Annotated in this window: 12 protein-coding genes; 10 read left to right on the top strand and 2 right to left on the bottom strand. The window is 65.4% G+C overall.

What is annotated here, in order from left to right:
* Positions 1 to 48: 48 nt before the first annotated feature.
* The 3 genes from AWH62_RS04930 (at position 49) to AWH62_RS04920 (ending at position 2,850) form a co-directional block, all read left to right on the top strand.
* Positions 49 to 1,293: a S8 family serine peptidase gene (locus tag AWH62_RS04930; protein WP_083635016.1), complete on the top strand. Its 1,245-nt coding sequence runs from the start codon at positions 49 to 51 to the stop codon at positions 1,291 to 1,293.
* 85 nt (positions 1,294 to 1,378) lie between these two features.
* Positions 1,379 to 2,236, top strand: a complete 858-nt coding sequence (locus tag AWH62_RS04925; RefSeq protein WP_143742929.1) for a hypothetical protein — start codon at positions 1,379 to 1,381, stop codon at positions 2,234 to 2,236.
* Positions 2,237 to 2,316: 80 nt separating this feature from the next.
* Positions 2,317 to 2,850, top strand: coding sequence for a hypothetical protein (locus AWH62_RS04920; RefSeq protein ID WP_075189382.1), 534 nt, complete (start codon positions 2,317 to 2,319; stop codon positions 2,848 to 2,850).
* Between the two features lie 64 nt (positions 2,851 to 2,914).
* Here the strand turns inward: AWH62_RS04920 and ubiG are convergent, their stop codons facing one another.
* On the bottom strand, positions 2,915 to 3,679 hold the full coding sequence (ubiG, locus tag AWH62_RS04915; RefSeq protein ID WP_075189381.1) for a bifunctional 2-polyprenyl-6-hydroxyphenol methylase/3-demethylubiquinol 3-O-methyltransferase UbiG: 765 nt from the start codon (positions 3,677 to 3,679) through the stop codon (positions 2,915 to 2,917).
* Positions 3,680 to 3,871: 192 nt separating this feature from the next.
* Here ubiG and AWH62_RS04910 point away from each other — a divergent pair, with 192 nt between their 5' ends.
* From AWH62_RS04910 to AWH62_RS04885, 6 genes are all read left to right on the top strand, one after another.
* Complete coding sequence (locus AWH62_RS04910) at positions 3,872 to 5,089, top strand: aspartate kinase (protein ID WP_075189380.1); 1,218 nt, start codon at positions 3,872 to 3,874, stop codon at positions 5,087 to 5,089.
* Positions 5,090 to 5,091: 2 nt separating this feature from the next.
* The gene (gene ptsP, locus AWH62_RS04905; RefSeq protein ID WP_075189379.1) at positions 5,092 to 7,383 is read left to right on the top strand and encodes a phosphoenolpyruvate--protein phosphotransferase; all 2,292 of its coding nucleotides are present in this window, start codon (positions 5,092 to 5,094) and stop codon (positions 7,381 to 7,383) included.
* A gap of 80 nt (positions 7,384 to 7,463) precedes the next feature.
* Positions 7,464 to 8,321 carry a helix-turn-helix domain-containing protein gene (locus tag AWH62_RS04900; RefSeq protein WP_233128257.1) on the top strand — a complete coding sequence of 286 codons (858 nt, stop codon included), beginning with the start codon at positions 7,464 to 7,466 and terminating at the stop codon, positions 8,319 to 8,321.
* Positions 8,322 to 8,420: 99 nt separating this feature from the next.
* Entirely contained in the window at positions 8,421 to 9,566 is a 1,146-nt protein-coding gene (ispG, locus tag AWH62_RS04895; protein ID WP_075189378.1) for a flavodoxin-dependent (E)-4-hydroxy-3-methylbut-2-enyl-diphosphate synthase, read from the top strand.
* Positions 9,567 to 9,597: 31 nt separating this feature from the next.
* Complete coding sequence (locus AWH62_RS04890) at positions 9,598 to 9,957, top strand: ArsC/Spx/MgsR family protein (protein WP_075189377.1); 360 nt, start codon at positions 9,598 to 9,600, stop codon at positions 9,955 to 9,957.
* Positions 9,954 to 11,054 carry a low specificity L-threonine aldolase gene (locus tag AWH62_RS04885; RefSeq protein ID WP_075189376.1) on the top strand — a complete coding sequence of 367 codons (1,101 nt, stop codon included), beginning with the start codon at positions 9,954 to 9,956 and terminating at the stop codon, positions 11,052 to 11,054. Before AWH62_RS04890 ends, AWH62_RS04885 begins: the two co-directional genes overlap by 4 nt.
* Here the strand turns inward: AWH62_RS04885 and AWH62_RS04880 are convergent.
* Positions 11,036 to 12,142, bottom strand: coding sequence for a PDZ domain-containing protein (locus tag AWH62_RS04880; RefSeq protein ID WP_075189375.1), 1,107 nt, complete (start codon positions 12,140 to 12,142; stop codon positions 11,036 to 11,038). The genes AWH62_RS04885 and AWH62_RS04880 overlap by 19 nt on opposite strands.
* 68 nt (positions 12,143 to 12,210) lie before the next feature.
* On the opposite strand from AWH62_RS04880, the gene AWH62_RS04875 reads away from it, so the two are divergent.
* Positions 12,211 to 12,792, top strand: coding sequence for a TIGR00730 family Rossman fold protein (locus AWH62_RS04875; protein WP_075189374.1), 582 nt, complete (start codon positions 12,211 to 12,213; stop codon positions 12,790 to 12,792).
* Positions 12,793 to 13,026: the final 234 nt, after the last annotated feature.

Here is a 13,026-nt window from a genome sequence, read left to right as displayed (position 1 = left end):
TGCGTTATACTCCGGAGCAAGCAGGAGGGGGCAATCAGGAGGATTGTGATGTCGATGCGCGCAACAGGACTGATCATGCTGCTCGTCAGCCTGACCGTGTCAGGGATGGCACGGGCACAATTGCCGGTCGGCCTGCCCGACCTGCCGGTCACCGACCGTTTGCGTGACCGCCTGCCCGACACGCTCGATCGGGCCGTCGAGGATCTCGAAGATGTCAGACAGGACACGCTCGATCGCTTGCTGCGCCGAAACCGCGATGTGCTCGAACGCGGTCCGGACCGCTCGGTGATCCTGCGCGACCAGATCACCACGCTGGTCTCGGATGAGGCCGCGCTGGCGAGTCTGCTGGATGCCGGCTTCGGCATCATCCGGCAACGACAGCTCGGGGGGCTGCCGATGCGGGTCTATGTCTTGCGTGTGCCCGTCGGTCTCTCGACCGTGCGCGCCCTGGCGCTGGCCCGGCAGATTGATCCGGCGGGCGTGCATGATTTCAACCATCTTTATTCCCGGTCCGGCATTGCGGCGCAGCCACCGGGCATGACGCGCCGCCCGCCCGGCGGCCTCCGGGTCGGTCTGGTCGATACCGGGGTAGCGGCCGGACATCCGGCACTGGCGGCCGTCCGCGTCGAAGCCCGCGCCTTTCACGACGGGGTCTATGAGGCCGCGCCGCATGGCACGGCGGTGGCGTCTCTGATGGTCGGCCGTGCCGACGACACGCTGTATGCGGCTGACATTTACGGCAGCGGTCCGACCGGCGGTTCGCTGGAGGCGCTGCTGGAAGCCCTGGGCTGGATGGCCGAGGTCGAGGTCGGGGTGATCAATGTCTCGCTGGTCGGCCCGGACAATGCCCTGCTGCGTTCTGTCATCGCGATGCTGGTCGAGCGCGGGCATGTGGTGGTCGCGGCGGTCGGCAATGACGGGCCGCGGGCCGATCCGCTGTTTCCGGCTGCCTATCCCGGAGTGATCGGGGTGACGGGGGTCGATCAACGCGGCCGTGTCCTGCCCGAGGCTTGCCGCGGTGAGCATGTGGATTTCGCTGTTCAGGGGCGTGACCTGCCGGTGGCAGCCTTGCCGGACGGGGTGGACGAGGTTCGCGGAACCTCCTTTGCAGCCCCGCAAATCGCGGCCTTGATCGCGGCCGGGCATGACCGGCCACAGGCCGGTGCCATGAACGCAGCGATGACGATGCTCACGGCCCGGGCCGAAGATGCAGGCCGACCCGGCAGGGACACAGTCTATGGCGTTGGAGTGATCCGCCGGACCCCCGCTCTGACCGCTGTCCGCACCGAATAAGTCCGGCGTTGGAATAAATCCGGGGCCGCGGTCGTTCTCTCCCTGACAGCCTGCTTTCGGGCGGGCCAATCAAGGGAGACTGATGATGAAAACCCTCACTGTTTCAACCCTCGTTCTGATCGTTGCCACAGCCGGCGCCCAGGCGCAGCTGGGCGGTGTGACGGAAACCGCCGGGTCGGTCCGCCAGAGCACTGAGCTTGGTCTCGACCCGACGCTCGATTCGGCCGATGTTCGGGGTGTTGGCAATGGTCTGTCGCGGATCGACCAGATGCGCGCCGACCGGGCCCGCCGGGCGGCCCGTCGTGCCAGCCAAGCCGCCGAAGATGCGGCACCGCAGGCGTCGGCTTCAGCACAGGCCGGGGCCGAAGCCTCCGCCGCCGCCGTGGCCGATACGTCTGCCGAACGGGTTGTTGGTGCCAGCGCGGCAGCCGATGCGCACGCAGCCGCCGACGCTGCGGTTCAACCGGGTACGACGCCGAGCCTGCCGCAACGGGTCGAGCCGGCTGTTCGCGACCGCGTTGGTGAAGCGCGTGCCCGCATCGAGACGACCTCGTTGCCGGCACCGCAATCGGGCGCCGTGGTTCGGGCTGATATTCCGGAAACCCCGGACGTGTCGGTCGAAACACCGGCGCCGCGTGTTGCGGTCTCAACACCGGCGCCCGCCGTGCGCCAGAGCCGCACGGTCTATGTTGCACCAGCGCCGGCGCCCCTGCCGTCGCGCTCGACCCGGGTCGAGACGCGTACCGAAATCGTTCGCGAGACGACCGGCGCCCGGTCGGTTGATCCGGCACCGGCAAACCGTCCGGACGCGCCTGGTCCCGTGCGCCGTGTCGCCGGTGCGGCGGTTGAGCACGGTCTGCCGCTGTGTATCGCGGCCCTGCTGATCCTTGGCCTGATCCTCGCCGCCCGTGAGCTGACCCGCCCGCGCGGCCGGTCCGCATGAGGAAATTTGCAGCGGCATGGAAGAAAGTCCGGTGCCGCTGCGTTGTCCAGATATCCACCGCGTTCTTGAAGGAGGATCCAATGTTGAACCTGAAACAAATTGCCGTCCTGACGGCCCTTGGCACGGCAGCCGCTTCGGCGCCTGCCGCGCTGGCCCAGTCGAGCTGGAGCTTCGGCTACAGCCAGGGCCAATCGGCCAGCCGGGATTATCACGCGAGCTATTACGAGCATGGCTATGACCGGCACGAGTTTCGCTATTATCGCGAGGCTTGCCAGCCGCAGCGTCGCGGTGGTCTGGGCCTGGGTTTGAGCCTTGGCGGAGCGCCCGTCCTGTCGGCTTCCGTCGGCAGCCGCTGGACCGAGTGTGATCGCGGTCAGTTCAGCTATGCGCAATACGAGGCCTTCGACCAGCGCCGGGCCGCCTATTGGCACAATCCGGACAGTGGTCGCCGCGGTGTCGTCCGGCCGGAGCGTCATTATCGTCGCCACGGCCAGGAATGCGCCTCGGGTCATGCGGAAGTCTATGAACGTGATGGTGACTACCAGCGTTTCGATTTCGAAAGCTGCCGTGACGGCTCCGGCCACTGGCGCTTCGAAGGCCGCAGCGGGCGCTAGTCCCCTGTCCGCTGCGGGGCCCCGGGCGGCGCCAGCGTCAACGCTGGCGCCGCTTTTTTTTGCGTCAGCCTGCCGGCTTTTCCGCCACCATCATGTAGTTCACCGCGGTGTCGTCACCGAGTGAAAACTGGTCGGTAAGCGGATTGTAGCTGACCCCGACAGGTGCCTGCAGGTTCATCCCGCCTTCCCGGAGGGCGGCGCGGATCTGGGCCGGTTTGACCAGCTTGTGGAAACGGTGCGTGCCGCGCGGCAGCCAGCCCATCACCCATTCGGCGCCGACAATGGCCAGGGCGAAGGCTTTCGAGGTGCGGTTGATCGTGGCGCAGACCATCAGTCCGCCGGGCTTTACCAAACGGGCGCAATCAACCAGGAAAGTGTGCGGGTTGGCGACATGCTCCATGACTTCCAGGTTCAACACCACGTCGAACTGGGGTTCATCCTGTTCGATCAGCTGTTCGGCCACGCCGTGGCGATAGTCGATGGTAAGGCCTTGTTCGGCGGCGTGGACGCTGGCGGTCTTGATATTGGCTTCGGCGGCATCAACGCCGGTGACCGATGCGCCGAGACGGGCCATGGGCTCGCAGACCAGGCCGCCGCCGCAGCCGATATCGAGAATGCGCAGACCGGTCAGGGGCTTGTCACCGGACAGGCCGAAATGCTCGCAGATCGTGTCCCGGATGAAGCCGAGCCGGATCGGGTTGAACTTGTGCAACGGTTTGAACTTGCTGTCCGGATCCCACCACTCGGCGGCGATGCGCGAGAATTTCTCGACCTCTTCCGGGTCGATCGAGGGACGGTTCAGCGTCTGCGGAGCGGCAGCGGTGGTCATGCTTTTCTCCTCGCGGGGGAAACCGCGTCTGATTGCGTTCAGGCGTTGCGTGCGGACGGCTTCGCGCTTACCTAACCGCCAGCGTGGCGCCCCGCTTCAGCCCTAATATGGCCCCAACGGTGCGCCTAATCGAGACCGGTGCGACGTTATGCTCGCCACCGGCTCACAGGGGAAGCGCAAGGGACAGGCAGCATGACGCGAGTCGTGGCGAAATTTGGCGGCACCTCGGTCGGAACGGTCGAGCGCATCCGGCACGCGGCCGGACTGGTCGCTGATGCGGCGTCACGCGGTGAAACCATGACCGTCGTGGTCTCTGCCATGGCCGGTGAAACCGACCGTATCCTGGGCCTCGCCGACGCTTTCGGCAGCGGGCTGGGCGATCGCGAGACCGATGTGGCCCTGGCAGCCGGTGAGCAGGTCTCGTCGGCGCTGATGGCACTGGCCCTGCGTGAACGCGGCCTGAAAGCGCAATCCTTCCTGGGCTGGCAATTGCCGGTGATCACCGACGGTCCGCCCGGCGCCTCGCGCATCGCCGGCCTGGACGCGGCGGTGCTGGAGGCTGCCATCGCGGCCGGCATCATTCCCGTTGTGGCTGGTTTTCAAGGCATCACCGAGACCGGCGACGTGCGCACGCTGGGGCGGGGCGGGACGGATCTTTCAGCGGCGGCGCTGGCGGCGGCACTCAATGCTCGCTGCGATATCTACACCGATGTCGACGGCGTCTACACCACCGATCCGCGCATCGAACCGGGTGCCAAACGGCTCGACGCCATCAGTCATGACGAGATGCTGGAGTTGGCAGCCCAGGGCGCCAAGGTCCTGCAGACCCGCTCGGTCGAATTCGCCAAGGCGCGGTCTGTGCCGATGCGTGTGTTATCTTCCTTCCTCGAAGCTGGAAAAAGCCAGGGCACCGACGTGGTGGCCGAGAAGGATATCGCGGAACGCCGCCTGGTGTCCGGCGTTGCCTATGCCAGGGATCAGGCCCGGATCGCCTTGCATGGCGCCTCCAACCGGTCCGACATGGCAGCCCGCTGCTTCGCGCGGCTGGCGGAGGCCGAGGTCGGGGTCGACATGATCGTACAGGCCCATGCCCGCCAGCCCGGCATGGTGGCCCTGGAATTTTCTGTCGCTCACCGTGATCTCGATCGCGCGCAGGCGGCGTTGGAAGAGGCGATGACGGGCGTGCGGATCTCGACCGAGACCGGATTGGCAAAAGTATCGGTGGTGGGCGCCGGCCTGCGTCAACGCGCCGATGTCGCCCGCTCGCTGTTTGCGGTGCTGGGCGATCACGATATCACGGTGAAGGTCCTCGCCACGTCCGAGATCAAGATTTCGGCGCTGATCGAGAATGATGCGGTCGAGCGCGCTGTGCGGGCCTTGCATGCGGCCTATGGTTTGGATCAGGTGTAGGCATGGAAGACATGACGACAAAACCGGCCCGGGATCCCCGCAATCTCCTCAAGCGCATGCGTCTGCTCATGGCGGTGCAGGAGAATGCGCAGGCGCGTCTCGATCACCTCACCGCGCTGATCGCGGAAGAGGCCGGCTGGGATGTCTGCTCGATCTATCTGTCGCGCCAGTCCAACGCGCTGGAATTGTGTGCGACCTACGGCCTGAAGCGCGCGGCCGTGCATTCGGTCCGCCTGCAGCCGGGCGAAGGTCTTGTCGGCCTGGTGGCGCGCCGGGCGCGGCCGCTGGCGACCTCCAATGCACGGGCTCACCCGTCCTTCTCCTACAAGCCGGAAACCGGTGAGGAACCGTTCGACACCTTTGTCGGCGTGCCGATCCTGCGCGGCGGTCGCATGGTCGGTGTGCTGACGGCCCAGACCTCGGTCGAGCGCCAGGTTGCCGGTGACGAGATCGAGACCTTGCAGACGGTCGCCATGGTGCTGGCCGAAATTGTTGCCTCCGGCGACATTCTCGATTCCGAGGAAATGGCCGGCCTTGATGTCCGTCAGTCACGCCCCGAACGTTTCCAGGGCGGTGCCTATTCCGGCGGTGTGGCGCAGGGCGTGGCCGTCCTGTTCGAGCCGCATGTCGAATCGACGCGCCTGATTGCTGACGATCCGGCGAGCGAGGAAAAACGTCTTGATGCGGCGATCAGCTCCCTGCGCAGCTCGATCGACGAGATGCTGGAAGGTGGCCGCATTCCCTTTGGCGGGCCGACGCGTGATGTGCTGCAGGCCTATCGCATGTTTGCCCATGATCGTGGCTGGCTGGAACGCTTGCTGGAAGCCGTGCGCCGCGGCCTGACGGCTGAAGCCGCCGTTGAACGGGTCCGGAATGAGAACCGGGCCCGCCTGATGAAGGCGTCCGATCCGCTCTTTCGTGAGCGGCTGCACGATCTGGAAGATCTCGCCAACCGGCTCCTGCGTCATCTCGACGGCGCCGGCGCGGCGCTGGAACTGCCGGACAACGCCATCATCATCGCCCGCAATATAGGCCCGGCCGAACTGCTGGATTTTGATCGTGCCAAGCTCAAGGGCATCGCCCTGGAGGAGGGGTCGGCGTCCTCGCATGCCGCCATCGTCGCCAAGGCGCTGGGCATTCCGCTGGTCGGCCGCCTGGAGGGCGCACTCGATCGGGCCGAGAATGGCGATCCGGTCATCCTGGACGGTGAGTTCGGCATCCTGCACATCCGTCCGCAGCCCGACGTCGTCGAGACTTACGAGGCCCGGGTCGTGGCGCTGTCGGAGCGTCGCCTGTCCTATGCCGAACTGCGCGGCCCGTCGGTCACCGCAGATGGTCAGCGGATCGGATTGCACATGAATGCCGGCCTGCTGATCGAGCTGACCGCCCTGGAAGAAACCGGCGCCGACGGGGTCGGTCTGTTCCGCACCGAGTTCCAGTTCATGGTTGCCGAGACCCTGCCGCGTCTGTCGGCCCAGGCGGCGGTCTACAAATCGGTGCTCGATGCGTCGGGCGACAAGCCGGTCATTTTCCGCACGCTCGATCTGGGCGGTGACAAGGTGGCGCCCTTTGCCCCCTCGACCATCGAACCCAATCCGGCGCTGGGCTGGCGGGCCATCCGGATGGGCCTCGATCGTCCCGGCCTGCTGCGTTATCAGCTGCGTGCCTTGATCCTGGCGGCGGCCGGTCGACCGTTGAATGTCATGTTCCCGATGATCGCGGCGCCGTGGGAGGCGCGGGCGGCGCGGGAGATGCTCAACAAGGAATTGCGGCACGCGACGCAATCGGGCCATGACCTGCCGTCCGAGGTTCGCTGCGGCATCATGCTGGAAACCCCGGGCATGGCTTGGGCGCTGCAGTATGCGCTCGACGATGTTGACTTCGTTTCGGTCGGTGCCAACGATTTGATGCAATATTTTTATGCGGCGGATCGACAGAATACGCGTGTCTCGGAACGGTACGATGTGCTCGCTCCGGCTGCCCTGAACCTGCTCAAACATGTCCGGGACCTGTGCGCAAAACACGACACACCGGTCTCGGTTTGCGGTGAAATTGCCGCCAAGCCGCTTGAGGCTGCAGTCCTGATCGGGCTTGGTTATCAAAGTCTTTCCATGGCATCAGGCAATATCGGACCGATCAAGAAACTCGTCTCCGGACTCGATGCCGGAAAACTTGGCACCTGGCTTGCGAAGCATCTCGACAAGCCCGTGGACAGCCTGCGTCCCCTCCTCATCGAGGCGGGAGAAAAGGCCGGACTGCCTCGCGAGGCCATTGAAAATGGACGTGGGATTTGATCTTATGGCGCCGCGTTAAGGATTTTTCCTTTTCAGACGCGTTGTGAGTGACGATCGCTCCGGCAAGGATGAGCGGCGGTATGGTGATGGTGAGTCAGACGCCCAGTGCGGACTTTGTTCCCGTTGACGCGGTCTATTCCGATGACGGCGTCGGATACGTCCACTTGTCTGCCGGTGAACGCTTGCGCGACGCCCGCCAGAAACTTCATCTCACCCTGTCACAGGCAGCCGAGCGTACCCGCGTCCGTGCCGACTATCTCGAAGCGCTGGAAACCATGGATCCGCGCGGACTTCCGGCGCGTGCCTATGCGATCGGCTATCTGCGCACCTATGCCAATTTCCTGCATCTTGATGCCAGCGGTATGGTCGACCAGTTCAAGCGCGAGGTCGATACCGAGACCGGCCGTGCCCAGCCAACAGCCGCGACCAAGACGCGCGAGCCGATCAAGCTGCCGCGCGGCGCCTTTGGTGCCCTGTTGATCCTGGCCGCTGTGGCCGGCGCAGCCTGGTGGTATTCCGAGGAATTTGCCGGTGGCGGCACCCTGACCAATATGCCTTCGCCGCCGGATGCGGCGCCGGACTGGGCGCGGGCCGATTTTGAAACCGGCCGCGTTGCGGTCAATGTCGACGATATCTGGTCCGGCCTGCCGCTGGGTGACGCTGCGGCGGCCTCCGGGCAGGTCGTGATGCGGGCCGTCCTGCCGACCTGGCTGGAAGTGCGTGATGCATCCGGTCGCATCCTGTTCTCGCGGGAGCTTGCGGTCGGCGAGGTTTATCGGGCACTGGAACCCGGCCTGACGGTGTCGGCGGCCAATGCCGGTGCCATTGAGATCGAACGCGATGGCGAGAGGGTCGGCCTGCTGGGGGATGCCGGCATGCCGGTGGAAAATCTGCCGGTGATGGCGCAGGCTGATGTGGACGACGTCCAGCCGCAGTAATTTGCCGCACCCCGGTCGCACAGCGGCCACAGACTCGCTATATCCACTCCATATTCCCGGCGTGCCGTTACAGGGCGATGCCGTGACGGGAGAGTGTCGATGTCGCAAACCAGCTCCGATCCGCGCAGCGTCCGCCCCTGGCGGATGATCGAGCGCTGCAAGAGCCGCAAGATCATGGTCGGTCCGCTCGAGGTTGGCGGCGATGCCCCGATCAGCGTCCAGACCATGACCAATACACCGACTTCTGATGCCGGTGCCACGATAGACCAGATCCGGCGCTGTGAAGAGGCGGGTGTCGATCTGGTGCGGGTCTCCTGTCCGGATGAGGACTCGACGGCGGCTTTCAAGACGATCGCCAAGGCCGCCAATGTGCCGCTGATTGCCGACATACATTTCCACTATAAACGCGGCATCGAGGCGGCCGAGGCCGGCGCCGCCTGCCTGCGTATCAATCCGGGCAATATCGGTTCGATGGACCGGGTGCGCGATGTCGTCCAGGCCGCTCGCGACCATGGCTGCGCCATCCGCATCGGCGTCAATGCCGGCTCGCTGGAACGCCACCTGCTGGAAAAATACGGCGAACCCTGTCCCGAGGCGATGGTCGAGAGCGCGCTGGACCATGCCCGCATCCTCGATGATCTCGACTTCCGCGACTACAAGATCTCGGTCAAAGCCTCTGACCCATTCCTCACCGTGGCAGCCTACCAGGCCCTGTCGGAAGCCACCGATGCGCCGCTTCATCTGGGCGTGACCGAGGCCGGCGGCACGCGGATCGGCACGGTGAAATCCTCGATCGGCATCGGTTCGATGTTGTGGGCCGGGATCGGCGACACGATCCGGGTCTCGCTGTCGGCGGAACCGGAGGAAGAGGTCAAGGTCGGTTTCGACATCCTCAAATCGCTCGGCCTGCGGACCCGCGGCGTCAATATCATTGCCTGCCCGTCCTGCGCCCGTCAGGGCTTCGACGTGATCCGCACCGTGGAGACTCTGGAAGCCCGTCTGGCCCATATTTCGGAACCGATCTCCCTGTCGATCATCGGCTGTGTTGTGAACGGACCCGGGGAGGCCCTGATGACCGATCTCGGCTTTACCGGCGGTGGTGCCGGACGTGGCAAGATGTATGTGTCCGGCCGCCCCGACCACAATGTCTCCAATGAGGAGATGGTCGAGCATATTGTTGACATGGTTGAAACGCGTGCCGCGGAATTGCGGGCGGAACGTGACAGTGTGGAAGCCGCCGAGTAATCAGTGGCGGTGACAGTTGGGGGAGTGGAATGTGACGGGATTGGCGGTTTACGGACTGAAGAATTGCGACAGCTGCAAGAAGGCCGTCCAGGCCTTGGACGAAGCCGGTCTGGGGCATCAGTTCAATGATATTCGCGAGGATGTCGACCTCGTCGTGAAAGTGCCGGACTGGCTTGATGCCGTTGGTGCCAAGGCGCTGATGAACACGCGTTCCACAACCTGGCGCAACATGTCCGAGGAGGACAGAGAGCTCGCGACCGCGGATCCCGCCGGTGTGCTGATCGCCCATCCGACCCTGATCAAGCGTCCGGTGATCGAAGCGGGCACGCTTGTGACAGTCGGCTGGTCTGCTGACAGCTTGAATGGTTTGCTGGCCGGCGCCGCGGAATGAATGTGGCGCTAAAAGCGCGCTGCGACCTCGATCTCGGCTTCCCCTTTCATCATGATGGCGATCCGGCCGACCGCCTGGAAGCGGTCGCCCGCTGGATGCGCCGCGAAGGTCTGGGGCCGGAAGCCTATCTGACTGGCGACAGCGTGGCGCGCCTGGAAGCACGCATGGCCGAGCTCTTGGGCAAGCCGGCGGCGGCTTGGTTCCCGACCGGCACGATGGCGCAGGGCGTCGCGGCACGGCTGCATTGCGCGGCCAGTGACGACGCCCGACTCGCCCTGCACCCAACCTCACACCTGGCCCTGCACGAGGAAGAGGGTCACATCCATTTGCATGGCCTGACTCCGCTTGAAATCGGCGATTGGTCGCGGCCCTTGCGGGCTGATGATCTGCCGGCGGTGGCGGGTTGCGCCTTTGTTGAACTGCCGCAGCGTCATAATGGCGGTGCCCTGCCGGACTGGGACGGGCTGGTCGCGCTCAAGGCGCGCGCCGCCTCTGCGGGTATTCCGCTGCACATGGATGGGGCCCGGATCTGGGGTCTGCCTTCGGCTTGGCCGGGGCGTGACTGGCCGGAAATCTGCGATGGTTTCGCCTCGGTCTATGTCTCCTTCTACAAGGATCTCGGCGCTTCCGGCGGGGCGGTGCTTGCTGGCGACAGCGACTTCATCGACGCCGCGAAAACCTGGCTGGCGCGGATGGGCGGCCGCCTGGTTTCGGCTTGGCCGATGGTGCCCGACGCCCTGCGGGCGCTGGATCTCCGCCTCGGCAAGCTGCCGGCCTTTGTTGAGCGCGCCCGGGAAATCGCCGCCGGCGTTGGCGAGGTGGATGGGCTGAGCCTCACGCCGAACCCGCCGCAGGTGAACATGATGCATGTCCGCCTCGATTGTGATGTCACAACCGCCGAAGCGGCGCGTGATGCGGCCGCCGAGGCGACCGGTGTCTGGCTCGGAAACCGTTTCTGGCATTTCGAGAGGGATCCTGTCCCGGCGCTTGAAATCACCATTGGTGAGCGCGCCCATGACGCCGATCCGGCCCGCATCATCGCCGCGATCCGGGCGATGGCGGCGCATGTTTGCCAGGCTCAGTCGACCAGCGCGTAGAGGGTCAGCCGCAGCGCCATTGCTTCGCCGTCGCGGATCAGGTCGAGGTCGAGCGTGGCCGGTGGCTCGCCGCCGAGATCGCAGTTGCGTGTGCGCATCTCGCTGCCGTTGAAATGGGTGATGAAATCGCCGGTTTCGACCCCGGCATCCGATGCCGGTGAATTGGCGATCACGGTGGCGACCCGCATGCCGTCACCCTCGGGCACCAGGACCAGGCCGTGTGTGATCAAGGGGGCAAACCTGATCGGCACGGACGGGTCGTTGCGCAGCACCTGCACCCGTTCGCGGCGCTGGTCGAAGGTCCAGCTGAAATGCCGCATCACCGCGCCGCCGATCAATTCGCTCTCGGGCGTCGACTGGATAACCGGTTGTTCCAGCTCATGATCACCGATCCGCAAATCTCCGCTCATCCGCGCTGAAGACCGGGGTTCGACGACTGAAAAGCGGACCGAGGCCCCGGTCGCGCGCGGCGGTTCAACCGTGTCATAGCGCGCGATATTGCGCAGGACGACCGAACTCAGCGCGGCGCCGCTGTCGATCAGCAGCCGCCGTCGCTCGCCGCCGGGAAAACCGACCGGGATCCAGGGGCGCATATCGGGGCCGTCCGCCTCAAAAATGGTGACATTGTCCGGCCGCGGCAATTCGCCGGACACCACCCGCATCTCGCGGGCGGCATAGTCGAGCGTCAGCAAGACGTCCTCGAAGGCGTCGAATTCCAGGATGCCGTCAATCTCCCGGCCCAGCGCGATCGACAGGTGGTCGAGATCGCGGACCCGTGCCCGCAAGCCGTTCAGGCGGAGGGTGCCGGTCGTGACCTCGCCGAAACTGGCGCGGACACCGCTGGCCAGCCGCTGTCCCGACACGCGCTCGAGACTGTCGGGGTCGACATAACTGGCCGAGGCGCCGGTGTCGTAGAGGAACCAGAGCGTCCGCGCCTCGGCCGTCTCGCCATCGCGCACCGCCAACGTCACCGGCACGAAGAAATAGCCGCAGCACATCTGCGATGGCAGCACGACCGGCGTCGCAATCTGGGCCTGTGCCTTGCCGATCACCAGCAGCGCGACTATCAGGGCTGCGACCTGTTTCATGCTTGCCTCCAGACGATGGGCCGGCAGGATAAGGCCTGCTCGTTCGTTTCCAAACCATTGGGTTCGCCATGAAATCGATTTGCGTCTATTGCGGCTCCAATGCCGGCCAGGACCCGGCCTTTCTCGCGGCCGCCGACCGTCTCGGCGAGGTCATGGCCCTGCGCGGGATCGAACTGGTCTATGGCGGCGGCCGGGTTGGGCTGATGGGCCGGATCGCCGACGCCACACTCGCCGCCGGCGGCCGGGTGGTCGGCGTGATACCGGAATTCCTTGCCCTCAAGGAAATCGCCCATATGGAGCTGACCGCGCTGCACGTCGTCAAATCCATGCATGCCCGCAAGGCCAAGATGGTGCGCTTGTCCGAAGGCTTTATCGCCATGCCCGGCGGCATCGGCACGATGGAGGAATTGTTCGAGATCTGGACCTGGGCCCAGCTCGGCCAGCACCGTCATCCGGTCGGCCTGCTGAACGTCAACGGTTATTATGACGAGCTCGTCGCCTTCCTCGACAAGATGACGAGCCAGGGCTTTCTGTCTCCGGAACACCGCGGCGCCCTGTTCGTCTCGGACCGGGTCACGACCCTGCTCGACGCCTTCGAGCGCTATCAGGCCCCGCCCGCTGATGTCCGGATCAAGGCCGGCCAGACCTGAGCCAAGCGCCTCCCTGACCGGCCGGCGGCGCGTGAGCGCCGATGCGGAATTCCCGGATATGCGGTCAGGGAGACGACCTTGCATGGCGGCTCCTCTGTCATGAGTTGAAGGATGGGTGACAAGCCTGCCCACGCCACGGCGCTTACGCCTGGCGGTTTGGGCAGTTGAGGGGTGCGAGGTGCCTTGCCGGTGCCTTGCTATGTAAGTTTTGTGGGTGGCGCCGGGGGCACCTCG

Source organism: Maricaulis sp. W15 (assembly GCF_001924955.1).
In the GTDB taxonomy this organism is placed as follows: Bacteria; Pseudomonadota; Alphaproteobacteria; order Caulobacterales; family Maricaulaceae; genus Maricaulis; species Maricaulis maris.
The sequence above is the reverse complement of the archived record's forward strand: the minus strand, read 5'-3'. Positions and strand labels throughout refer to the sequence as shown.

Excerpts from the sequence above, each read along its gene's own strand:
- AWH62_RS04875 (WP_075189374.1), top strand. The coding sequence starts at position 12,211 with ATGAAATCGATTTGCGTCTATTGCGGCTCCAATGCCGGCCAGGACCCG.
- AWH62_RS04925 (WP_143742929.1), top strand. The coding sequence starts at position 1,379 with ATGAAAACCCTCACTGTTTCAACCCTCGTTCTGATCGTTGCCACAGCC.
- AWH62_RS04910 (WP_075189380.1), top strand. The coding sequence starts at position 3,872 with ATGACGCGAGTCGTGGCGAAATTTGGCGGCACCTCGGTCGGAACGGTC.
- AWH62_RS04900 (WP_233128257.1), top strand. The coding sequence starts at position 7,464 with ATGGTGATGGTGAGTCAGACGCCCAGTGCGGACTTTGTTCCCGTTGAC.
- ispG (WP_075189378.1), top strand. The coding sequence starts at position 8,421 with ATGTCGCAAACCAGCTCCGATCCGCGCAGCGTCCGCCCCTGGCGGATG.
- ubiG (WP_075189381.1), bottom strand. The coding sequence starts at position 3,679 with ATGACCACCGCTGCCGCTCCGCAGACGCTGAACCGTCCCTCGATCGAC.
- AWH62_RS04930 (WP_083635016.1), top strand. The coding sequence starts at position 49 with ATGTCGATGCGCGCAACAGGACTGATCATGCTGCTCGTCAGCCTGACC.
- AWH62_RS04885 (WP_075189376.1), top strand. The coding sequence starts at position 9,954 with ATGAATGTGGCGCTAAAAGCGCGCTGCGACCTCGATCTCGGCTTCCCC.
- AWH62_RS04920 (WP_075189382.1), top strand. The coding sequence starts at position 2,317 with ATGTTGAACCTGAAACAAATTGCCGTCCTGACGGCCCTTGGCACGGCA.
- AWH62_RS04880 (WP_075189375.1), bottom strand. The coding sequence starts at position 12,142 with ATGAAACAGGTCGCAGCCCTGATAGTCGCGCTGCTGGTGATCGGCAAG.
- ptsP (WP_075189379.1), top strand. The coding sequence starts at position 5,092 with ATGGAAGACATGACGACAAAACCGGCCCGGGATCCCCGCAATCTCCTC.